The organism is Bacteroides sp. 1_1_14 (assembly GCF_000162515.1).
Taxonomy (GTDB): Bacteria; Bacteroidota; Bacteroidia; order Bacteroidales; family Bacteroidaceae; genus Bacteroides; species Bacteroides thetaiotaomicron.
Map to the genome: position 1 here is coordinate 579,325 of NZ_GG774705.1, position 24,857 is coordinate 604,181.

The following is a 24,857-nucleotide window of genomic DNA, read 5'->3' on the forward strand; positions in this document are numbered from 1 at the left end:
ACAGGTTTCGTATTCTGATATAGTACGTCAAAGTGGGGAGCTTGCTCCAGTCCGTTGAGTACAATTATGTCCTCGGCGACCGGTTTCCCTTTATAATATCCTACAGCACGAAGTACATTATAACGAATATCCCGATTCTCCCACATGAAGTGGGTGCCTGTTCCATTATTCTTTTTGCGTCCCAGATAAGCCACTTTGTCATTGACCATGTCGTTATAAAGCAACACGGAATCACAATTGCTGTAAGCCTCGATAGTAGCCCGACGACGTCCTTTCTCGAAACGGTCAGCCCAGGTATGTGATACCAGGTATACCATCGGGTCCTTTGCTGCCGGCACATAGTTGGCACGATACATATAATATACATCCAAAGGTTCTTCCCACGGAGTCACCAGTCCTTTATAATTGAACGGACCTACTTTATCTATTTTCCGGAATGCTTCATCCGGCTGGCGGCGTCCGGGATTGTCGTGGCTGCTGAAAATCCATTGGAACTGTCCGCAAACACTGTCTTTGGCCTGTTCCGCCAAACGAATCTTTGTTTCCATCAACTGGCACATACGACTTTCGCTCCATACTCCATTCACTTCAAATTCGCCGGGTTCCGTATGCAGATCAATACTTCTCCATGCACCGTATTCTCCATTCAGCAACTGGTTCTTTTGCGAAAGTTCCTTTCCGTATTTCGTAACGTCTCCTCCATACGTGCCGCTCCAATTCTGAATTACATTCCAGTCGGTTCCTTCACCGCCGTTACAGGTGGTGATGATACGCATCGTACGTGCAGTCGGGTCCATTTCGCGAATGATTTCACTGCATTCCTGTGCAAATTCACGAGGCAATGTACTTTCATTCTGCAATCCCCATATCACTACTGACGGAGAATTACGGCGTTCCTTCACCCACTGACGAAGGAGCTTTTTAAAGTTCTCACGAAACTCCGGTGTATCGTACCATACGTGAGCAGAAAGTTGTGTCCAAAACAAGACGCCTTCTTCATCCCAATATTTCTGATAATCGAGATGATGGGGCTGATGAGCATCACGGAAGGCGTTGAAGCCTGCCGCACGTATTTGTTTCACTCTCGCAGCTACCTGTTCCCGACTGAAGGCATGACTTTGCCCGAACTGATGTTCATACTCGCATACACCATTGATAAAGACAGGCTTTCCATTCAGATAGAAACGACCATCTCCATCATTTCTCTTTACCGGCCAACTGATTGTACGGATACCGAAAGGCGTAGAGATCTCATCCGTTGTTTTGGTATCACGCTTAATCATACTTGCCAATTTATAAAGATAGGGATTCTCCGTATCCCATAAAACAGGATTCTCTACAGGAGACTGTTGGCGAATCACCTTCCTTTCTCCCGGAGCCAATGTTACCTTTTCTACGAGACGGAACACTTGTTTACCATCCGCATTACTCAACTTATTGACTACTTCTATTGTCTCCGTGGTCTTGCCATAGTTCTTTACTTCTGTTTCGACAAAGACATTAGCCGCCTTTTCGTCATTCCAGATGTGTACTCCGAAAGGTTCAATACGGATCTCATCTGTGGCCTCCAGCACCACCGGACGGAATATACCTAACGGCTGAGATCCCTCACTGAATCCCCACTCCGACGAACAGCCACCACATACCCACGGCATATCGGCTATCATTTCCGGATGCTCCGCTTTTACTTCCAGACGGTTCGCTCCTTGTTTCAATGCATCGGTCACATCCAGTGTCAACGTGGTACGTCCTACCGGATAACGTCCGAAATCATGTCCGTTCACTTTAATAGTAGCATACGTACCTACCCCCTCAAAACGGAGGAAATAACGTTTTTTAATTGAGAATTGACAGTTGACAATGGACAATTATCGAGGGAGAAGTCTTTCACATACATGGCTGTTCCGTGCAGGTTGCCATGAGTCAGTTGGCGATAACCGTAATAGTCATCCCAATTATGAGGTATTTGACAATTAATAATCGGGGATTGATGATTGCTTTTTGAATTGTCAATTGTCAATTGTGAATTGTCAATTAACCAAGTTTTCCAGCCTTCATTCAGTTCGGTAATCATCCGGCGATTCTTCGTTTCCGGCTTCGGGAAGCGAACGGCAGAGCGTCCCATCGGCTTACTTGTAGCAACAGCGATACCACGCTGTTCGGCATTGTTCACCGCACAATAGAAATGATAAACCACTCCGTCGTGTTTGATCACATAGCTTTTATGTGCAAATAATTCATCGTAATTCTTAGAAGGAATAATCAAATCAGTTCCATGCCAGTCTGTCCAGTTGACGAGATCATAACTAGCAGCAAACGTATTAAAGGCTTTATACTTGCGTGACGGTTCAAAAGCTGAGAAATAAAACATCACGTACACGTCACCCATCTTTTGAATATGAGCATCACCGGTGATTGTTCCGTCCGCTTCGTGTGCAAAGACCGGATTACCGGGATAACGTTTCCAGGTTTTCATATCCTTGGAAAGTGCGATTCCTACCCGTTCACCCTTTAAATCAGTTTCCGGATGACGTCCTCCCGCATTGTAAAACATCACAAACGGGGCACCCAGTGTTTTGTCTTTATCCCAATAAACGGTACTTTTATATTGAGTCAATTTTTCCCACCACTGCGCATCTTTATCATGGATGCTCAGAATTGGCTTGTCCAGAGATTCCCATTCATGAGCGGTGGAAATATCTCCTTTGGTAGATGCCAGCCCGACAAAGAGTGGTGCTTTTACAGCTTCATAACCTGTACCTTCTCCACCGATATAAGTCATCCAGTGGCGGCCTTTGTAGGTCTGAAGTTCGTAGCTTCCCCCCCACTCCATATCCGGCAGCGCGGGGAATCCTCCACGCTGATTACAATCCCATTTACCGTCCCGATAAGAAAGTACACGTCCTAAGGTACGCCAATCAAGCAGATTATCACTTTCTGCAATCCAGGTTTCGTATCCACGACCATCCGTTCCGGTTTTACCATTATAAACGACATAAGTCATCAGCCACTTGTCTCCCTGACGAAAGACAGTAGGACAATCAATCTTATGATAATTGTCGGTCGGGGCAACAGCAAGTCCGTACTTATAAGGCGTCTTTACCTCTTCATAAATCTGCTCCATCCGTTCCTGCGTGACTTCACGTTGGGCATACAGTGAGCAGCATACGGCAGCTATACTTAAAAATGTCAGTAATAACTTCTTCATTATACTTCTGTCTATCATCTTTTTGTTGAGTTGCCGCTATTTGTTTCAAGCTTTGGAACAAATGGTTTCAAGGCATGAAACTAATAGTTTCAAAGAGAGAAACCAATAGTTTCAAGCCTTGAAACTAAATAGCGGCTTACAGCAATCGTTCATTAGTAAAACAACCAGTCCATCGTTTCTTCGTCTCCGGCAAGTCCGGCATTACGAGTTTTCATATCCGCAGCCGTAAATCCAAGAACCTGAAGGTAGCCTTTGGGCAACATCAACGTATGTTTTCCTGCCGGAAAGCTATATGCGTGTACATTTGCTAATGGCATTCCATTGATATGGATTGCATTGGTCAGTACAGGTTCCGCCTGACCGTAATCGTTGGCAGATGCATCAATCTCCAGTTTCGGAGCTTTGGCATACTTCTTCTGGTCGTCTTTAAAGTAGGCTACTAATAGTTTGACCGGAGCATTTGTTTCAAAAGTAATGCTTGTTCCTTTTTCCCGTTGTTCATTTCCATTAAAGCGGAATGCCTTCATTCCCTTCAGTTCAGGAGCTATTGCTTCTATTTTGCCCGGAAGATCTGTGAACAAGGAAGTTCCTTCATTCAGTTTTACTGTCGGATAATTCGATATTAAGTTCACATCCGCAGGAGCCCAGGCAGCGATCTCTACCGTTTCAGTCACGGCATTGCCATTTTGCTTTTCTTTCAGCATGGCAAGGTTCGCCTTGAAGTTCTCCAATTCTTTTTCGTAGTGTACCAGCAGTTCTTTCCATGTCTTATTATGACCATCGTCTCCGCCGATAGGAATACGGCGTTGGGCAGTCTGCATACTGTTGGCATATAAATAATGCTCGTCTGTCAGTTCCACCAGTTTGCGGTAATGTTCCAGACTTTGTTCCATCAGAGGGATGGCTTCTTCCAGATTCTTCATGTCTTTTCCCCACTGATAGTCCAATACCAGTTTCGCAGCTTTCACTTTCAGATTAAACGCATAGGCAAACTCACGGTAACAATGCATATCATTCTGCAAACGTGCGAATTCTTCTTTGTTGGAGGAGATGGAACCGGCTGCCTTGTCAATCGCTGCTATTGCCTTATCACCGTGTTCAATCACCTGAGCGACAATATCCAGCGGCATCTCACCTACATGAGGCTGATTCTTCCATTCTTTCTCTACAAATTCGATCAGTTTCTCGCCTTCCGGTCCGCAGCTTTCATAGAATCCCGGATAGATGGTATATTTGTACGGATTGACAAGCTGGCTCATAAACATCCCCAACAATAACGTCTGACGGTTTCCTTCCGTGATACCAAAACGGCGTAATAACTTCGGAGCAATTTCTCCACTTTCTTCATAAGCAATGCGAATATTGCCTGCATTCTCGTCGGATGTTCCGTAGAACTGTCCCAGTTGATGATTCCAGTAACCGATCTCATCGGCACGATCCCGATGGCTGTTCCATGCATAACGTCCCCAGGTCTGATACCAGATCCAGTCGCGGTCCAGTTGAAATTCCCGTTCGCCATTTGGCAGTTTGTCGGCTGTATACGGCCAATCCCAGTACGAAGCCTGCGGATAAAGGTGCAGTGCATTGGCACCGTGCACGTTGTGCATCGCTTGTACCGCTTTCTGTACGAAGTCTGGAGAGCCCCAACGGAATGGTTCCAGATTTGCCAGGATATGTACATTACTGATATGAATAGATCCTAAAGAGCTCAAATCCGTATGAATCTTCGACCAGGGACCACGAGGCTCGTAAGTTGTCAGTGATTCACCATTATACTTATGCATCGTATAAAGATTCTTATATATCGGCAATGCCGCATCCATTACCAGTTTGCAGTCCGTGTCGTGTGCGCGCAGCAAAAGAGGCGGTTCGTCGGTACGTCCCAATGCCTGTAATCCGTCTTTTACACCCGGAATGATGGTCTTTGTGAACCATTCCACATCATCTTCTACCGTACACATGGCTTCTCCCAGGCAAACCAGCAGTCCCACATTCGGATATTTCTCTATAAATGCGGCAATGCTTTTACGGGTATAGTCTGCAATCAGAGGAGTAATGGGACGGTTACGGTCCTGCGTTTTCAGTCCATAATGCTCTGCAAATGGTTTGGAAAGGATGATATTGTAGAACATCTGTATCACGAAGATACCACGTTTGTCCGCTTCTTCCGTAAGGAAAGAAAACATCTCTTCATTCTTCTTGAACGTCTCTTCATCTACTTCCAACGCAAACGGATAATCTTCCAGTTTGACTAACGATGCAAACGGATGACCATTCCACAGATACAGGGAATTCATACGGTTGGCTACCAGCATATCAAGGTATTTAATCCATTGTTCCTTATCATAAAACCAAGGGAAACTTTCCGGAGTATACGGATACTCATACACACCGTGTCCCGGCAGGTAAGTCATCTTCTGCAAACCGACACAAGCGCCGCGGAGCACCATTTCCGGACCGTCTTTCAACTCTTCCGGAAAGTTTAGTTTGCCCTCTGAGTCGTTCACACGGTCTATCAGTTCGCGACTTCCGTAGATAACTCCGCTTCCGTCTCTGCCGCTTACTCTTGTCAGATTGCCGGTAGTCGTAATATGAAAGCCTTCTTTCTTAAGTGTCGTATCATTCACTTCCGTCAGCAGAATCGTCTTTATTTCAGGATCGGAGAATGTGGTATCCCCTTGTTGCATCATTACCTGATAACCGGCTTTATCCAAGGTAGTCTGTAACTGTTCCGCACTGAACAGAACGCGGTTTGACGCATCCGGCGGAGTCATTATTTTCACGGTTTGCTTACCACACGCAGCTAAGAAAAGGGTGCATGCCGCAAACATGAACAATTTGGTATTTTTCATTCTTCTGATGTATATTATAAAATGTATAGTTTCATTCTTTTATAAAAAGAAGACGAAATAACTCCCTGTTTGTACTCAATTTGCCCATGTTTCCACTTCTTAAAACCGTCATAAAAGAACGAAGCCAGCTATATTTCTATAACTGGCTTCGTTCTTTTACCATTCTCCTTTTCCTTTTTTCCAATGGAATGCCATCACAAAAATGCATACTGGCATGAGTTCCGTCACAGAAAGGTTTATTCGATGACTGTCCGCAACGGCACAATGTCACCCTGTTTCTCACTTCATAGCTTTTGCCATCTGCTCCTTCAATCCGAATGCCGCCTTTTACCCAGATAGGTCCGCTGACTTTGATGCCGGGATCTTCTATAATTCCGATAGATGGCTTAAATGGCGGTTCGAAGACTTTCTCCGTATCTTTATCCCACACAACTAATCTTCCCGATGGACAATGTCCCGCTTCCCGACGAACCAGTTCCCGTTCTTCTTCGCTCTCTGCTTTCTCCACCAGATTCCATATCCGTCCACGAGCATCGCAGAAACGTGCGAAAGCGCAATATCTCTCATTATCGGCCAGCATCATGGTAGGACCATCTATTTCCTCAGCATCTTGCAACAAAGGACGATGAGGAGCTGTTTCTCTCGGGTCCCAGTCAGCGTGCTTATGCGATCCGTCGCAGAATGGTTTATGTTTGGAATGCCCACATCTACACAGATGAACCGGATTCTCTGAAGTTTCAAAATGTTTCCCTTTCTGATACACCCAAGAAGAACCTTCTGCATTCGGTAATATAATCTCTTGGTCAATGGGCGGATTGCCATACACAAAATATGGACCGTCAGCTGTAATTTTGATGTAAAATTGTTCGGGTGCTTCTCTACTACCCTCCTCGATTGGGAAATTTTCTTTTTTAGTCATAATGATACGTATTAAAGTGTTCATTTATTTATGTCAGCCATATTTATAAAACAGATGGCGATTGCAAAAAGTTCCGGTTCTGCAATACAATATCTCAACTTTTCGAACTAAAAAATATATCTTTGTACCTCATTTATCATTATTATTATGCAGACTTACATAGAAACATCCCGTTTAATTCTCCGCGATTGGAAAGAAGAAGATATTCCGGCTTTTGCCCGCATGAATGCCGATCCTCATGTTATGGAGTTTTTTCTCCATCCGCTGACTCCGGAAGAATCACTTGCTTTTTATCACCGTATCCAAAATGAGTTTCAGACCTGTGGCTTTGGCTTGTATGCTGTAGAACGTAAAGAAGATCATGCTTTTATGGGATATACCGGACTGCATCAGATCACATTTGACGTTGATTTTGCTCCGGGTATAGAAATCGGCTGGCGATTGGCGCACGAATATTGGGGACGTGGTTATGCTCCGGAAGCAGCAACCGCTTGTTTGGAGTATGCTCGTAAGAGTTTAGATATCAAAGAATTATTCTCGTTTACTTCTTTTCCCAACCAACGCTCGGAACGAGTGATGCAGAAAATAGGGATGGAACAGGTTAGAGTATTTGGTCATCCGCTTGTTCCTGCTGAGCATCCGTTACATAGTCACGTGTTGTATCACATAGATTTAAGAAAGCATTCATCGTAAGGTATTCAGTTCAATGACATAAAAAGAGAAAGGATATATTGTAGCGATAATTTATCGATTCACTTAGAAGATACAGAACTTTTCAAAATCAGCACCAACATCTATACGAAATACATTGACTAATGATACAGTAACTTCCAGTCATTTATTAATAAACTCTTTCATCGTTTATTATAAACGTCCCCCAAGTTTATTATAAACTAGGATTTCGTTATTCCCGCAAGGAATATCAATTTTAAGCAACAAAAAGGGCTGCAATTCCCATAAAGAATCGCAGCCCTTAGCTTGTGTCAGACTATCCAACAAGCATTACCCGGAGTGGGAATGCCTGCAAACTGTTATTATATTATACTTATTATTGCTCATTTTTCGTCTATATTATCAATGTTATCGAATTTACTTCCGGTTTTCACTTACAAAGATACAACATTAAAAGCGGTTTGTCAAGTCCTCCATGCTTCTTTCATACATCCATTCAGATTTATTCCGTCTTTATAATCTCCGCAGGATTAATTCGTGCCGCCTTATTCACTTGCCAGAACAATGTACCTGCGGAAATAGCTACGACAACCAACAAAGCTATCACAAAGATAGAAATGCTTACCGGAGTTTTGACCACAAAATCTGATGTATATATGTATATCAGATAGTATGATAATGGCATCGTGAGTAATGTTGCACCACCTATAATCCATATATATTTGCGGAACAGGATGGAATAAAGATTCCTGAGCTGGGCACCATTCACTTTCCGGATGGCTACTTCCCGATACCGCTGACGGATATCAAATAACGAAAGACCAAATAATCCCAAAGCGGAAACAAATATAGAGATAGTGGCAAAAAGGGTGAAGACGGTTGCAATACGGCGGTCGTCCTGATACAGTGCCCTAATATCATCTTTTAGCCAACGATAATCGAATTCATTAGAGTTATATATGTCTTCCCTGCATTTCTTAAGATAATCAACTAATTGTTTTTCTTTTCCCGGCACACAGGATATTTGACACTGGGCATTGATTCCTGCGCTGGATATCATATATATAATCGGCTTTTTACCAGCAGTCAAATGTCCAGAGTAATAATCTTCAATAATAGCCTGTACAGGCATCAATGACAATCCACCTTCTACTATTTTACCATTAGATATAGAACTCCAAAGTGAACTTTCACCTTTGACGAATGCATCTTCCCGACGGGTATAACCAAAAGCTTTTAATGCCGCTTTGTTCATAGCTACCAGATAATCGGCATGTCCATTTACTTCATCGGGCAATGAACCATCAACTATATGTAATCCATATAACTTAAAGAAATCCACTGTTACCCACATCATTGCCATATTTAACTTTCCTCCCTTATCATTTATCATACTTGACATGCTACCAGCCGATAAAATGCCTTCGCGACCAGTATCTCCGGCAAACCAGTGTTCAATATATGGGCATTCATTCAGCTTCTGTTCCATAACTTCTCTGTCATGCCACCGCTTATTTTGTATTTCCTGACTATCCTCCCACCATTGGTTAGGAAGCTTTGGCATCAGATCAGCATATAAGATTCCTTCGGTTCTGAAACCCGGAGGCGTATTCAGCAGGAAATGAAGATGATTACTAAAATACAACGATAAGATGATCAGTAAAAGAGTGATACTATATTGCACAAATAAGAAAAGGGTGCGTGTTTTCACTGATTGACGTGAAGTACCAATCGTACTTATAGACACGACCGGAGGCAAATAATTATATTTAAGATAAGGATAAATCGTTGTCAGCAGTGGCAACAATATAAATATTGCCAAAGAGAGCTGCCAATCGAAAGCTGTATACATAACGTTGCTTTCCAGCAAACGATTGGCATATCCTGAAAACATCTCTATAAAGAACCATGCGAAAAATAAAGCGATGAGTACCATCAAGACATTCTCTGTCCATAACTGAAGAAAAAGTGTACGACCTCTCATGCCAAATACTTTCCTGATGCCATACTCCTTGGAACGCTTTAGCATAAAACCAAATAGATATTGACGAAATTGAGAATGCCGGCCAAAAGAAGCAACAGGCATACACAGGACAGTACCCATAAATGAAATCGACTGCTGTAATGCCACATTTCCGATGCATCGGCTTTTGCTGCTAATATCTTATTCCAATAAAGCTCACTGACAGGAATAAAATCATAACGTATACGGTAACCGCCATCAGCTTGACGGTAGATATTACTAATAGCGTTAATGGCATCTACATCCACTCCCGGCATAAAACGGATAAGTTCAACCAGCATCTTTCCCCATCCTCTTTCTCCATTCTTGAGTTCGAGGTTTAAAACGATGTCAAATGTTAACGAGGATTTACATGCCGGTTCATCCAATACACCACAGACAGTGAGAAGATGACCACCGGAATAACTTAGTTTTTCTCCAATTGGATTTTCCTTTCCAAATACACGCTCGGCAAACTGGCGGGTAACAAGTACATCATTGGGAGCTTTCATTGGTGTACCACTGAGGGGATACGTGAAGAAATGAAAGAAAGCGGTATCTGCCGCTAATAATTGTACGGTATACGGCTTTCCATTTATGGCAACATTATCATTGCTGAAAGTTACAAAACGGGCCTTTTCCTTCACAGCTTCCGGAGAATAGAAAACTGTATCTGCTCCACTATATCCATCTGATACACTACCTGCATATACATTCCCATCAATATCCCGAAGCGGTATATATACATTTTCAGCATCTATGCAATGAGTATTTACTCGTGTCTCCTGATGAATATAACGTACCAGTATGATTGTACACGCCAGACTTAATGACAAGCCGACAATATTAATGACTGTATATGATTTGGAGCGCACAAGGAAACGCCATGCATACTTTAGTGTTTTCATTATATTCTGTTGTTTGCAGAAGAATACTTCAAATCCTGTGCCAAAACACAAAGCGTTATATATTAGCAATTTATATTTATCAGCATATATTCTTTTTGTGCATATACGCACAAAAAGAGTGCGATAATGCACAGATAGAAAGACCTCCGGCCTATTGCCGCTATAGCAATACAACCGGAGGCCCTATTTCAATCTGAATCTCTGACTACATACGATAGGTAACAATCCTTTCTTCCGGAGAATCAATCCAAAGGCGCCATATACCTTCCGAAACCTTCTCCACTGTTCCCATATTGGCTTTTGGCTGACAGCGACTCTGGATGGTCAGATAACCTTTTCCTTCCGTGGCTTTCACTTTAATGGTTTTATTATCCATGTAGACATGAATGTCTCCGTTCGGGGTAGGTACGGTGCCTTCCATCCATTTCAAGCCTCCCAATACCGGACTGACAGCAAACTCTTTATAGCCCTCTTTCGTTGGTTTGACTCCCAGATAGTATTTACCCAGCAGATAAATAGGGCTTGCTCCCCAAGCGTGGCACAAGCTCTTCCCGTATGGGCGACCATACATGGCAAGATGCTGTGTTCCGCTTTCCTCCGGATTATATTTCTCCCAAAAAGAGGTTGCTCCTTCTTTCAGCATTCCACCCCAGTAAGCTTTCATTTCTTTCATTACAGTCTCCTGCTCACCAAGAGCACAAAGGGCCTCCAGTTCGTAAAAACGCATATAAGGCGTCGTTATTTTCAGAATCTCATCATTCAGGAGAACGGACTGTTTAATGGCCTGCTGCTTATCCGCATTCAGATAATCAAAGAAAATAGAGAACATATTAGCGTATCGGGTTACGGCATCACTCTGACGTCCATCCACACAGTTGTGCACAAATGCCTGTTTCTGATTATTCCAGAAAGCCGGCTCTAATTTTGCTTTCAATGCAGAAGCTAACTTCTCATATTTTTGTTGTCCGTCCTTATCTCCGACTAAATCTGCGCAAAGTGCCATCGTCTCCAGACTCCGGCAAAACAAAACCTGTTCGAAAGAAAGTTCTCCCTTTTTGTCTAAATAGCCATCCGCCCAGTCCACAAATACCCAGTCGCCGGACATTCCTTCCACCATACCATTCTTATTCGTACGTCCCAATACATAATCCATCATTGTTTGCATACGTGGATATAGCTGGTTGACGAAATGCCGGTCACCGCTATACATATAATAGTCATATACGCTTAAGAACCAGTAGAAAGTGTAATCCATAATGGTGTTGCTATGGCTGGTCACCGGATCTTTTCCACGAAGTAGCCAGATGGTACGCTTCACGGACTCACTGTCAAAGAACAGATAGTAATTCATCAGATAACTCTGGATGGCATCGCCACTCCATACCCAACGGTCGCGCTTGATACCGTCTATAAAAAACTCACGTGTAGTAAGATGCATCGTGTATGCTCCCACTTCCCAGATACGATTCAGTTCTTCGTCGTTACAACGGAAGTTACCACGATATTCTTCGGGAAGATATTCATATTGCATGGATACTTCACCAATTTGTACTTCCGGTTCGTGAGTGATGTATACATAGCGGAATGCTTTGCTGTTCTCCAGCGTATATTCATTATCAGAATGATGCAAAGGAGATGTGCTGCGGATAGCGAGATCAGTGATCTGTCCCGGCTCCAGCAGGAGTTTATCCAATGTTTCGCAATATGCTTTGTCTTTCGCTTCTTCCGGACTTTCACCATAATAGAGGTCAATCTTTCCCTTGCCCGAAAGATTCTTTAATGTGATAAATCCGAACGTTTCTTTTCCAAAATCATACAGTATGCCTCCTTCCGATTGTTCTGTTTTAGCGACAGGTTGCTGAGGTTCACGCATCAGGCTGAATTGGGAAGGACGTTGAGTGGCACCGTCAAAGTTCCAGCATCCGGCATCCATATAGATGGTGGCAGATGTGTCACTAGCCTTACCGCTTTCATCGATCCATTCCTTATCTTCATAAGTTACCCGCCAGGACGAATCAGAGTTTACCGTCTTTCCTTTCACATAGATAGTGGGAGGCGTTGCCTGATTCCATACTTTAATATTCAGACTATGTTTTCCTGCCGGAAGCAGCAAGGTTTCAGGCATTCCGAACTGAAGTTTCCCGTCCAGCTTCACATTATATGTTCCCTCGGCAGCAATAAACACTTCTTCCGGTTCGGAAAGATTCAATACTTTGCTGAACTCTACGACTACATAATGACTGTCCGTTTTCCAAAAAGGAGGAAAAAAAGCACCACGTTCCGTACGTCGGTTGTTCATCTGGTTGCCCAGCCAGATTTCATAGTCCCCCGGATACCATATCCAAGTTTGGGCAAAGGTGCTGCTTGCCAATGACAAGGCACCCAGAAGTATCATGCATTTCTTTTTCATTTTTTCTTATTTCTTCAAGTCCCTATATTCGGCTTCCAACCCTGCACGTTCACGAATGACTGTATCTACCTGCGGACCATTGTTCTCCCATACATTTCCGGGACCGTTCGCATTTTGCAGATACTTCTCCCCTTCCGTCCAATTATCGCGTACAGTGATAAAAGAAGAACCTTCATCCGTATAGAGATAAAACCAATGATTGGGATCGTGTACATAACCTGGCTTATAAATACTATGTACGCAATTCTCAGTTACATAACTTTTCGGCTGCGAGCCCAGTGTATAAATTCCGGCTACGTCGTACATATGCTTTGCATAGTGATGAATCAGATTCGCGTGCACTCTGTTGTTACGCATACAGTTCACTGTCTGCGTCCAGCCCCAGCCAAGGCTGATGCCGCTATAAGGAACTTCGCAGATTTCATTGTGTTCTATATTAATATCTTTCACATACCCCGCAGTAATGGCAAGACATCCCCAATCTTCATTACCCACTTCGGTAAAGTAGCAATTACTGATTTGTTGATGCGCGCATACTTCCCGAAGGTCAGCAGGGTCATAAGGCAAATGTGTTTCATGGGCAGTCGGAGAGAAACTGCCGACCACCAGTCCGTTCCCTGCAATATCACGGAAAAGACAGCCACGAACGACACCGCCCTGCACGGCTTCTTCATAATCCAGTCCGGTTGAGCCTAAATGCTCGAACCGGCAGCGCTCAAAGTCGATCTGATTGGCAGCAGCCACGCTTACAGCCGTGGCAGGACGCCCCAGCCATCCTTGATTATCCAAAGCATGATTCAGATAGTCCCGTTCCATTTTCGGGTCAATACGATAACCGTCTGTCAGATACATTCCTGCCTGAAGAGGAACATGGCCTTTCTCAGACGGACGCATCCAAGTTGTATAAGAGAACGTAATTTTCTCAAAACGGATATGTGAAACAGGACGGTCGAACGTCCCTTTACTTGTATCAATGTCTCTATGGCCGGCACTATCACTTCCGTGCCGGCATCCTGCATCTTCTCTCCTTCCCGAGGATAATAATAGACCTTACGGGCATCTATGTCGTGATACCATTCTCCCGCTACATCCAATAGTTCACGGGCATTCGTCAGATAAAAAGCAGAATTATGCCCATCTGTCGTTACCATCGGACGCGGCCAGGGATGCTCAAACTGAATCCGACTCTCCGGCTGATGAAAACGTATTGCGGCACTGTCTCCAGCCAGTTCGACAGAACGAATACGAAGATTGGTCACACACCACATTTGATGCAATACCATCTCTGCATATTTAGCCTTCAAAGCCCCTTTTCCGTCTACCAGCCTGCGTATGGCAACCGCAGGAACATAAAGAATCTCATTCTTTTCGTCCACACTGCAAATGCGGTTCATCTTCTCAAAATCCTCTACATCACGGGCACGGACAGCTTTCTTCCCATTCACCCATAACTGACGGAAATCCAATGGCCGCCCGTTGAACATGGGCACATCCGCTACCCAAAGTTTTCCCTGCTTCTTCCATCCACCGATCCGGATGCCGCCACTCAATACCACTTTTTCATCAGCTACCGGACGGATCACCGTGGGAGAATCCTCCGTCCCGCTGTCTTCCGGACGAATAAACACCGGTTCATAGAGTGCATATGTACCGCCTTCCATGCAGATCGTAATTCCTCCCCGCCCCCGTTCATCATCTGTCCGGCGCCATTCGCGTGCCTGACGCAAAGCAGAAGTCAACGTCGCTTTCGGAGATGGACGTGTGCCGTCATTGAGATCATTCCCCTGCGGCGAAATCCAAATTTCGCCTGCTGACAGCAGATGTGCACCCAGCAGGCATATAGTTGTTACCAATAACTTTTTCATTTTTCTTTTGTACAATGGGTTATCTTGCAAGCGGCATCCAGACTGTCATCTCTCCTTTACCTCTGTTTCCCCATGCATAATAAGGAATCAGACGAATATCCACTGTTTTCTCTGCTTGGACAACCGGACGATAAAGCACGCCTTCCCAAGACTCAGACGATGCCAGACGCGCTTTCCCTTCTAGAGCTACTATCGAACTACCTTCAATCGTCGTTTTCTTCGGAGTCAGCTTTATGTCGGCAGGAATCAAGATGTTATCGATCTTTTCTCCATTTGCAATGTCCATACTCTCCAGGCAGTAAACCAACGGGCCACGTTTCACTACCACCTGATTACGGATTTCTTCTGCCAACGGATGAGCTTCGAGCAGACAAACAGGCATATCCATGACCAGTTCTACCACATCTCCTTTCTTCCATGTACGGTTCACTTCCGCATAGGTATTTGCCTTGGCATTCATGGATACCGGTTGACCGTTCACTGTCAACGCAGCTTTCCCGCACCATTCCGGAATACGGAAGAAGAGGGAGAAAGCACCTGCTTTACGGGGCACTTTGTTCAACGTTACACGTACATTACCTTCCCAAGGATAGTCCGTTTCCTGCACCAAAGCAAGTTCCCCCTTGTCCTTCCAGTTTGTAGTCAATGTATTTGCACCGTACAGGTTGCAATAAATCCCTTCCGGACTCAATGTATAAGCATAATTCTGCGCCTGACAAAGCGTACGCAATGTATTGGGCGGACAACAGAAACAACTGATATATTCCGTCCGTTCTTTCGGCCAACGGAGTGTATAAGGCAGATCGGCACTGATACGAAGAGGATTCGTATAGAAATACTTCTTTCCATCCAGGCTTATGCCACTCAATACACTATTATAAAGACAAGTTTCCACAAGATCCGCATACTTGGCATCTCCCGTCACTTCCAGCATGCGCCAGTTGAACAGCATATTACCAATGTTGGCACAAGTTTCGTTATGTGCCGTACTGTTCGGCAACTGATACGGACGACCGTAGCTCTGATGCACTTTCTGAATGCTATCCGGTTCATAGCACGTTCCATCCGGTGAGGTGCCGTCATACAAAGCACCGCAAGCTCCGGTCACGTACATCTTTCGGGTGACAATATCGTTCCAGATACTAGTCAGGTTCTTCATCAGTTGTTGTTCCCCTGTCTCCGCATACACATCTGCCACGCCTGCATACAGGTAATTGGCACGTACGGCATGTCCCATTGCACGATATTGGTCACGGAAAGGGATACGGTCCTGATTATCGTCCGTGCCGCTTTCTACCATACCGCGAATGTCAATCAGGTTTTTTGAAAGTTCCAGATAACGGGGATTTCCTGTAGCACGATACATCTCCACCACTCCCATATAGTGTGAAGGGCAAATTGCATTGCGTGCCAACTCGGCGGAAGCCGTCTCATAGAAGTGACAAAGGAAATCCGTAGCTTTCACGGCAGCATCAAAAAGAGTTGTTTTTCCGGTAGCACGGTGGTGAACGATACCTGCCATCATCAGGTGTCCCAAGTTATACGTTTCAAAATTCAACCGATTGGCAAATGCACCTTTTTCGTCCTCAGAGCCTACTTTCGTACCAATCACTGTCTGTTGTTGGGAGTCAGCCTGCGTATGGCTGTCTATTCCTTTATTCAGCTCTTCTATAATAACCGGTGTATGTATATAACCATCTGCACGTTGGGCTTTTACGACACAAGCAATAAAGTTGTCCATTAACTTGTCCAATTCCGGATCTTTATTGACAGCATACACAGAAGCGACTCCTTCCATCCACTTGTACATATCTCCATCGTGGAACGGAGGTCCCCAATGTTCTCCCTTGCATATACCGGCAGCAATCTCAAAATTACGGAAACCATGAGAAACTTCCGGCGTGTTCCATGTATTCCACATACTCTGCAAGGAAGTTCCGCTAAATACATTAAAACGCTCTCCCCAGAATCCATTCGTCCAGTGTACGGCATCTATTCCGGTATTTGCCATTTTTGCATAACGGCTCTGACTCATATCCGTCAGCCCATTGCTTTGCGCAAATGCTCCCGTGACGGAGGCGGAAGCTAAAAGAAATAACAGCTTTATCTGTTTCATTTAATATGGATAATTTTAAAATTTACACACTATCTCTTTAAGGAGAGACGTGATTATCCATATTTTGTACTCAATAAAGGGATGTGAAAGCTGTCCGACAGCCTTCGCATTCCTTTATTCCTATTTGTTCTTTCGTTATTTTTCGGGAGTATAATTCAGTTCCGCTTTCCTTGCCTGTGAGTGCTGGAACTGTCGGGCGACTTTATACTCATGCCCATCTTTCAACAGATAACTTCCTGTCTGCTTGAACCAGAAACCGACATGAGCTTCCACACATTGACGGCGGATGTCCAACACCCAGTCATAATTGCAAACGCGGGCTTCCTTACCGGACTCTCCTCCTGCCACTACCTGCTCTACCCATCCTTCCAGTTCTCCCCTGAAATCAATCTGACTAAGAAGGGGTTCACAGATAATAATTTTATGTTTAATAGGACTTTCTTTATAAATAGGTAAGCGATAATCGACTCTGTCCTGATTCTCCATTGTACAACAAATCGTCACATTGTCGTATCCATCTCCCCAATCCGGTGGCAGGCACTGTTGCAGTCTGTCTATCCGCTTCGTAATAAACATAAAATGAAGGTCCTGCCGTATCCGCATCATTTCCCATGCTTCGGCACGCCATTCATCCGCATCTTCAATCAGAAAATCAGAGGTAAAACAGGTATATACCAGGTTTCCCGAGGGTATCTTATATTCTCCATTCTTTTTCTTCTGCAAAGGCAAACCGAACTTTTCCGTCTTTGTCACCACCGAACTGTCTTTTCCATATTTGCCATCCGTACGATATACATAGCAGTGGCGGCAGCCTTCACTCCATTTGTGACAGCCGTGCCATAAGTTCCACATTGATGCTTTCCCGCCCATCTTCTTTTTTTCTTCAAATGTATGCTTTATCTGTTTCATAGGCAAATTTTCATTCAATATCCGCTAGTCAGGGTAGATAGATATAAATAGTGCATCTTCTTTCTCGCTTGAAAAAAGATGCACCAAACACAAACAAAACAAACAATAGAGCTACCTTCACAGGCGGCCGGTCCGAAAGGACCAATACTTTTGATAGTGAAATCTCACTTCACAAATATCCGTATATTTGGGGACTAGCCAAACTCCATCCATGTCGGATACAAACAATAAATGTTTCGAAGGTGACTAATACTATGACACAAAGGATGAAATGTTGCGGAATATAAAAAACAAGACCAAACAAGAAGATTCTTTTGTACTATTTGTATAATCAGGAAAAAATAAATTTCATTTATTAAAAAACGATTAAATCACGTCGGTAAGCATCATTCATCCCTTTACTCCGGCGGATTATGTCAATTAAAACGGAGATATGCTTGGCATATCTCCGCACATCTGATCATCTAATAGGATTCACTTTAATATTAATTGTTATCTGGTTAAAGCAACCATCGTCCAATATTCCTTTTCTCCGCACTGAACTCCACTCCTACTTTCACGACTTCACGTCTGTCTGATAAGGAATCAGATAGCCTTTTTCATCAATCTGCTGCAAAGCCTGCTCGGCAGTCCCATTCAGTATATATATTTAGGCGTTTTTACTACTGCGTCCGTGCCATCAAATCTTACGATAAACTTCCTCAAACGGTACCCTGCACCGTTCTCCCCAAATTCCTTTATTTCCATTCCGGATTCCACAAGAAACTACCATATTTATTTCAGCACCATGAGGCAACTTAAGCAACCTTTTGAGTCGTCGGCTATCCAAGCCTTCCAAGGGGCAGGTATCATATCCTTCGTTCGCCATAGCAATCATAAATGTCTGAGCAGCAAGTGCACAGGATTTATGTACCACCACACGCACATCACCTTCAGATACTTCGAGCATCATAGGGCGGAAAATGCTGATAATATTAGCAAGTAGTACTCTGAAAAGTCCTAAGATACCGCAGAAACGGGCATAAACAAACGGCATCAATATCCCATAGTACAGTTTTCTGTCTTTAATACGTTTCTCCTGCCTGTCTATAGGACTATTCCGCCGTATATTTCCTGTCTCAAAATCAAGAACGAATTTCGCCCGCTTCCGATACAAGTCACGACGTGTGACGAAAACAACAATCTGCGAAGCCGTGGAAGTTGCTTTTTGATCAAGACAAGCTCTTGATACCTTTGCCATCAATTCAGGCTGTGTGATGTGATAAAACTCCCATAGTTGCATATCAGAACTATTGGGAGCCAAAGTTGCCAATTCCAGGCAATGCTTTACTTTCTCTGTATCTATTTCCTTTTCTTTATCATATACCCGTACAGAGCGACGATAATTTAAAACTTCATCTAAATTCATATACTACTTGACTTAATTGAATAATATTTCATAATGTGCAATATCAGAAAATACAGATAAGCCCATATAAATAAAACAGATCTGCAAGTTAATTGTATCTTGGCTAACTATATTTTTAACATATGGTCATTATATATACTTCGATAAGAGATCTATGAATGTCTAAATAAAAGCGGGCAAATATGTGATAAATAACATATTTGCCCGCTTTCTATAAAAAATAAGATTCGTATCTTACTTACCGGTAATCGAATTTTTCTTCCCCTGCTTATTTACAACTGAAGGGCTTCCTTTATATTCAATATCACCACTACCACTAACTCTCGCATCCAACTGTCCGGAAGCGTAGCATACTATATCACCCGAACCTGCAACTGTAGCAACGACATTAGTTGCAGCCAGTTTTTCAGCACTAATATCTCCGGAACCATTTACTGTCAGTGTCGCCTTCTGTGCAGAACCTTTCATATTGATATCACCGGAACCATTAACTTCTGACACCACAGTAGTCGCTTTCACATTTTTCAAATCAATGTCCCCGCTTCCTTTCACCAAAGCAAATATATTAGTATATTGCAGATTCTCCGCTTCGATATCTCCGGAACCGGCTATATTCAAATTCAGGTCATTCCCTTTGATTGTACCTTTCAGATATACATCTGCCGAACCTTTAATATCTACCTGATTCAATGAAGGGGAAGAAGCTATCACTTTCAAACGACGCTCTCCACTAAGAATCTTGACACCCTTTTTGATATTCACCTGCAATACTCCATTTACTGTAGAAACTTCCAGCAAGTCTACCAAATTATCCGAACCGTATATAGAAACTGTCGTTTTAGAACCATTACTCTGACGATACTCGACATCAGGACTGCCTAATACGCTGATTGAGCTGAAGTTGCTTACGTTATTCAGTTCTTTTGTGATATATTTCTTACTGGGAGTAACGGTCTGCGCCTGTATTCCTGTGACCAACAGAAACATCAGCACTACCAACATAGATGTAACCTTTGAATTTCTCATAATTTCTTTTCATTAAATATTTTAATGACAAATATAGGAAGTATATTTCGAATTACAAGAAAAGAATTACAATTTTGCCAACCATTCTCCAAGTTCCTGAAGCCACTCCTGCTTATACACAAAACTATCATTATAACCGAATCCATGTCCTCCCGCAGGATAGATGTGCAGAGAAATGGGGATATCTGCTTTCTGTAGTCTGGCAGCATACATAATACCATTCAGAGGGCTTACCACAGCATCATCTGCAGCTGCTACAATGAAAGCGGCAGGTGTGCCGGAAGTAATATGCTCAATCGGTGAATACTGCTCCATCTTATCCGGTGAATAGGAATGACCAAACATTCGTTCACGGCAAGGAAAATGTGTCAAACGATCATCGACACTGACTACCGGATACATCAATATCTGAAAATCCGGCTTCTCATCATCAGGCAAAAGCGTAGCTGAAAAAGTTGCCAGATATCCTCCGATAGAAGCCCCCATCACTCCCAGTTTATCACAAAACTCCGGAATTTTTTCTCGCACAACCTTCAATGCCAACCGGATATCTTGTTCGGGAACATCAGGATTACCATGAGGCATTCTATATTTAAAGACGATATATGTAATTCCCAGCTTCGTAAACCATTCGGCAAAATCAATACCTTCATTCTCCAGATTAGTCTTCAGAAATCCACCTCCGGGACACATAATAACACTGCTTCCATTGGGCCTGTCACAAGTAAAAACAAATAAAGTTCCTTCGGAAGCATTTTCTACGATTCCAATCAGTTCGGCATTGTCCACTTCCGCCAAATCATAGGTCGCCATGGATAAGTCCTCATACAAGCTAATACAAATTAATTTCTTCATATCGATTAATATTTAAGTTTCTTCCCTATTTTATGAACAACAGAAGGACCGGAATAGATAAATGCCGAATAAATCTGTATCATATCGGCCCCTTGGGAAATCATATTGGCTGCATCCTCTGCTGTCATTATTCCTCCTGCCCCGATAATCAGAAAGTGGCGGTCGGTGTGCCCGGACAGATAACGCACTACCTTCTGCGATTTCTTTCCGATACCCCGACCACTGACGCCACCGTTACCGATCTTTTCCAACTGTTTTGTTTTTGTCTGATGCAATTCTGAGCGGTCCATCGTCGGACCTGTGGCTATAAAGCCTTCTATAGAATATTTATATGCAAGGGAAATGACCAGATCCAATTCCTTCTCATCAATATCCGCCGGGAGTTTAATGAAAATACTGCACCGTTTGTTCACTGCCTGACGAAATGTTGTGAAGTTTTCTAAAACTTTAGCAAATGATTCTTTATCTATACTACCCCAGTTCAACGTAAAATAATCTACACTTTCATATAAACGAGTGAAAACCAGCTCAAAATCTTTGATGATCTGCTCACCGGCAGAAAGCGGATTCTTATTGATATTTACTCCGAGTATGTAAGAATGTTTTCTGTATCTTCTGATATGCTCCAGAGCTATATCGACACCGCAATTATTGAAACCAGTACGTGAGATCAGTGATTCGTCTTCTACCAGCCTGAAGATACGGGGAGAAGGATTTCCCGGTTGATAATCAGGAGTTACAGTCCCCACTTCCAGAAATCCGAAACCAAAATCTGCCAACTCATCAAATGTTTCCGCATTTTTATCGAATCCGGCAGACAAACCTATCCGGTTTTTGAATCGCAGGCTTCCGTATGAAAAAGGTTCGTCCACTTGATAGTGTCCTCTTACGCAGGCACGAACCGGAAGCAGATAGCGATAGATTTTTAACCAGTTCAAGAGCATCCGATGTACTTTTTCAGGATCAATGAGAAATAATAGCGGTCTAATAATTAAATTATACATTTTCAATTATCTGTTTTTTAGATTAAAGATATAAATCCACACTCAGGAAATAACTTCTTCCTAGTGCTTTTACGTATGCAAAGTAAGACCTTTTTGAGCAGATATTGAAGTTCGTTTTTTTATACCCGATAACTTTTGATTATCCCTGCTTCTTATTGCCTGTATATTGGGTACAAAATTCCTTTTTAATCGTCCTCCTATAAAAGTATAAAAGCGATTAGATGAAAATGAATAAAAAGAGATTAATCGGATATCTGTTTGTAATGGTCTCTGCAGGATGTATTCATGCACAGGAAAAAAAAGTATCTGTGCAGGAATATAAACTATGGTATGACCGTCCCGCACAGGTATGGACCGAGGCTTTACCCTTGGGAAACGGGCGTCTGGGGGCAATGGTATATGGAACGCCGGGAACAGAACAAATACAACTAAACGAAGAAACCATTTGGGCAGGACGCCCCAACAACAACGCAAACCCGAACGCACTGGAGTATATTCCGAAGGTACGTGAACTTGTTTTTGCCGGAAAATATCTGGAAGCACAAACGCTCGCTACGGAGAAAGTGATGGCAAAAACAAATTCGGGAATGCCTTATCAGAGTTTCGGCGACCTGCGAATTGCTTTCCCCGGACATACCCGCTATTCCGATTATTATCGGGAACTGAGCCTGGACTCGGCACGTGCCATCGTCCGTTATGAAGTAGACGGAGTGCAATATCAACGTGAAACGATCACCTCATTTACCGATCAGGTAGTCATGGTACGACTGACCGCCAACCGTCCGGGACAAATTACCTTCAACGCGCAACTCACCTCCCCTCATCAGGATGTAATGATTAACTCTGAAGAAGGGAACTGTGTGACCCTTTCAGGGGTGTCTTCCTTGCATGAAGGACTGAAGGGAAAAGTAGAATTTCAGGGAAGACTGACCGCCCGCAACCAAGGAGGAAAAATAGCTTGTACCGATGGCGTCCTCTCTGTAGAAGGAGCTGACGAAGCCACAATCTATGTGTCTATAGCCACCAACTTCAATAATTACCTGGACATCACAGGCAATCAGACAGAACGTGCAAAGAGCTATTTGTCCGAAGCGCTGGTTCGTCCATTCGCAGAAGCCAAAAAGAATCATGTAGAATTTTATCGTCGATATCTGACCAGAGTATCTCTGGATTTAGGGGAAGACCAATATAAAAATGTGACAACCGACAAACGTGTAGAGAATTTTAAGGACACACATGACGCGCATCTGGTTGCCACTTACTTCCAGTTCGGCCGTTATCTGTTAATCTGCTCGTCACAACCGGGTGGACAACCCGCTAACTTACAGGGTATCTGGAATGATAAACTTTTCCCTTCCTGGGATAGCAAATATACCTGTAATATCAATCTGGAAATGAATTACTGGCCATCGGAAGTGACTAATTTAAGTGACCTGAACGAGCCACTTTTCCGGCTGATAAAAGAGGTGAGCGAAAGCGGAAAGGAAACGGCAAAAATCATGTATGGAGCCAACGGATGGGTATTGCATCATAACACGGATATATGGCGTATCACAGGAGCACTGGACAAAGCCCCTTCGGGTATGTGGCCGAGCGGCGGTGCATGGTTATGCCGTCATCTATGGGAACGATATCTGTACACCGGAGACACAGAGTTCCTCCGTTCCGTTTATCCTATATTAAAAGAATCCGGACTGTTCTTTGACGAGATTATGGTGAAAGAACCTGTACACAACTGGCTGGTAGTCTGCCCGAGCAACTCCCCCGAAAATGTACATTCCGGCAGCGACGGCAAGGCAACTACAGCCGCCGGATGCACGATGGACAATCAATTGATATTCGACCTTTGGACAGCTATTATTTCAGCCTCCCGAATTTTGGATACGGACAAAGAATTTGCCGCTCATCTGGAACAACGCCTCAAGGAAATGGCTCCTATGCAGGTAGGACATTGGGGACAATTGCAGGAATGGATGTTCGACTGGGATGATCCGAACGATGTACACCGCCATGTATCCCATCTATATGGATTATTCCCCAGCAACCAGATTTCTCCTTACCGTACTCCGGAACTATTTGACGCTGCACGCACTTCTCTGATTCACCGTGGAGATCCGTCCACCGGATGGAGCATGGGATGGAAGGTTTGCCTGTGGGCACGCCTCCTTGATGGTGACCATGCCTACAAACTGATAACCGACCAATTGACTTTGGTACGTAACGAAAAGAAAAAAGGAGGCACCTACCCTAACCTATTCGATGCTCACCCACCTTTCCAAATCGACGGAAACTTCGGTTGTGCTGCAGGTATAGCCGAAATGCTGATGCAAAGTTACGATGGCTTTATTTACCTGCTTCCGGCACTTCCGACTCTCTGGAAGGACGGTTCTGTCACAGGTATCATTGCCCGTGGAGGTTTCGAACTTGATTTAAGCTGGAAGAATGGAAAAGTAAATCGCCTGGTCGTGAAATCTCATAAAGGTGGTAACTGCCGTCTACGTTCACTCAACCCGCTGACCGGAAAGGGCTTGAAACGTGCCAAAGGAGAGAACCCGAACCCTCTCTATGCAGTCCCCACGATTCCCCAGCCATTGGTGAATGAAAAAGCCAGCCTGAATAAAGTGGAAATTGCAAGGACTTACTTGTATGACCTGCCTACCAAAGCAGGGCAAGAATATATATTGATTGGAAAATAATAACTCT

The 24,857-nt window shown here is 43.6% G+C and carries 13 protein-coding genes and 3 pseudogenes; 2 read left to right on the forward strand and 14 right to left on the reverse strand.

The features are described from left to right. From HMPREF9007_RS12660 to HMPREF9007_RS12650, 3 genes and pseudogenes are all read right to left on the reverse strand, one after another. Positions 1-3,208 (reverse strand): annotated as a pseudogene (locus HMPREF9007_RS12660) (glycoside hydrolase family 2 TIM barrel-domain containing protein); the annotation flags it as partial. Between the two features lie 152 nt (positions 3,209-3,360). Further along, positions 3,361-6,060 carry a hypothetical protein gene (locus HMPREF9007_RS12655; RefSeq protein WP_032850376.1) on the reverse strand — a complete coding sequence of 900 codons (2,700 nt, stop codon included), beginning with the start codon at positions 6,058-6,060 and terminating at the stop codon, positions 3,361-3,363. A 136-nt stretch (positions 6,061-6,196) separates the two neighbouring features. Beyond that, on the reverse strand, positions 6,197-6,979 hold the full coding sequence (locus tag HMPREF9007_RS12650; RefSeq protein WP_032850398.1) for a CDGSH iron-sulfur domain-containing protein: 783 nt from the start codon (positions 6,977-6,979) through the stop codon (positions 6,197-6,199). A gap of 147 nt (positions 6,980-7,126) precedes the next feature. On the opposite strand from HMPREF9007_RS12650, the gene HMPREF9007_RS12645 reads away from it, so the two are divergent. Then, positions 7,127-7,672 carry a GNAT family N-acetyltransferase gene (locus HMPREF9007_RS12645; RefSeq protein WP_008761646.1) on the forward strand — a complete coding sequence of 182 codons (546 nt, stop codon included), beginning with the start codon at positions 7,127-7,129 and terminating at the stop codon, positions 7,670-7,672. A gap of 481 nt (positions 7,673-8,153) precedes the next feature. Here the strand turns inward: HMPREF9007_RS12645 and HMPREF9007_RS27700 are convergent, their stop codons facing one another. The 11 genes and pseudogenes from HMPREF9007_RS27700 to HMPREF9007_RS12600 all read right to left on the reverse strand — a co-directional run bounded on the left by HMPREF9007_RS27700 (position 8,154) and on the right by HMPREF9007_RS12600 (position 22,154). After that, a complete protein-coding gene (locus HMPREF9007_RS27700) occupies positions 8,154-9,680 on the reverse strand; it encodes an FtsX-like permease family protein (RefSeq protein ID WP_277754663.1) in 1,527 nt (508 codons plus the stop codon). Further along, positions 9,674-10,561, reverse strand: a complete 888-nt coding sequence (locus tag HMPREF9007_RS27705; RefSeq protein ID WP_277754664.1) for an ABC transporter permease — start codon at positions 10,559-10,561, stop codon at positions 9,674-9,676. The genes HMPREF9007_RS27700 and HMPREF9007_RS27705 overlap by 7 nt, the downstream gene beginning before the upstream one ends. Before the next feature lie 205 nt (positions 10,562-10,766). Continuing rightward, the gene (locus tag HMPREF9007_RS12635) at positions 10,767-12,971 is read right to left on the reverse strand and encodes an alpha-L-rhamnosidase C-terminal domain-containing protein (RefSeq protein ID WP_008761647.1); all 2,205 of its coding nucleotides are present in this window, start codon (positions 12,969-12,971) and stop codon (positions 10,767-10,769) included. Positions 12,972-12,977: 6 nt separating this feature from the next. After that, a pseudogene (locus HMPREF9007_RS12630) lies at positions 12,978-14,836 on the reverse strand (right-handed parallel beta-helix repeat-containing protein). A 19-nt stretch (positions 14,837-14,855) separates the two neighbouring features. Beyond that, positions 14,856-16,952 carry a glycoside hydrolase family 127 protein gene (locus tag HMPREF9007_RS12625; RefSeq protein ID WP_008761648.1) on the reverse strand — a complete coding sequence of 699 codons (2,097 nt, stop codon included), beginning with the start codon at positions 16,950-16,952 and terminating at the stop codon, positions 14,856-14,858. A 135-nt stretch (positions 16,953-17,087) separates the two neighbouring features. Continuing rightward, the gene (locus HMPREF9007_RS12620) at positions 17,088-17,822 is read right to left on the reverse strand and encodes a DUF5131 family protein (protein WP_022470302.1); all 735 of its coding nucleotides are present in this window, start codon (positions 17,820-17,822) and stop codon (positions 17,088-17,090) included. 539 nt (positions 17,823-18,361) lie between these two features. Then, a pseudogene (locus HMPREF9007_RS27150) lies at positions 18,362-18,533 on the reverse strand (PD-(D/E)XK nuclease domain-containing protein); the annotation flags it as partial. A 7-nt stretch (positions 18,534-18,540) separates the two neighbouring features. Further along, positions 18,541-19,269 (reverse strand): nitroreductase family protein, encoded by a 729-nt coding sequence (locus HMPREF9007_RS12615; RefSeq protein WP_008761650.1) that lies wholly within the window; start codon positions 19,267-19,269, stop codon positions 18,541-18,543. 234 nt (positions 19,270-19,503) lie between these two features. Further along, entirely contained in the window at positions 19,504-20,295 is a 792-nt protein-coding gene (locus tag HMPREF9007_RS12610) for a head GIN domain-containing protein (protein ID WP_008761651.1), read from the reverse strand. A gap of 66 nt (positions 20,296-20,361) precedes the next feature. Continuing rightward, the gene (locus tag HMPREF9007_RS12605) at positions 20,362-21,150 is read right to left on the reverse strand and encodes an alpha/beta hydrolase (RefSeq protein ID WP_032850377.1); all 789 of its coding nucleotides are present in this window, start codon (positions 21,148-21,150) and stop codon (positions 20,362-20,364) included. Between the two features lie 5 nt (positions 21,151-21,155). After that, positions 21,156-22,154 (reverse strand): quinone-dependent dihydroorotate dehydrogenase, encoded by a 999-nt coding sequence (locus HMPREF9007_RS12600; protein ID WP_008761653.1) that lies wholly within the window; start codon positions 22,152-22,154, stop codon positions 21,156-21,158. A gap of 227 nt (positions 22,155-22,381) precedes the next feature. Here HMPREF9007_RS12600 and HMPREF9007_RS12595 point away from each other — a divergent pair, with 227 nt between their 5' ends. After that, positions 22,382-24,850, forward strand: coding sequence for a glycoside hydrolase family 95 protein (locus HMPREF9007_RS12595; protein ID WP_165000523.1), 2,469 nt, complete (start codon positions 22,382-22,384; stop codon positions 24,848-24,850). Positions 24,851-24,857: the final 7 nt, after the last annotated feature.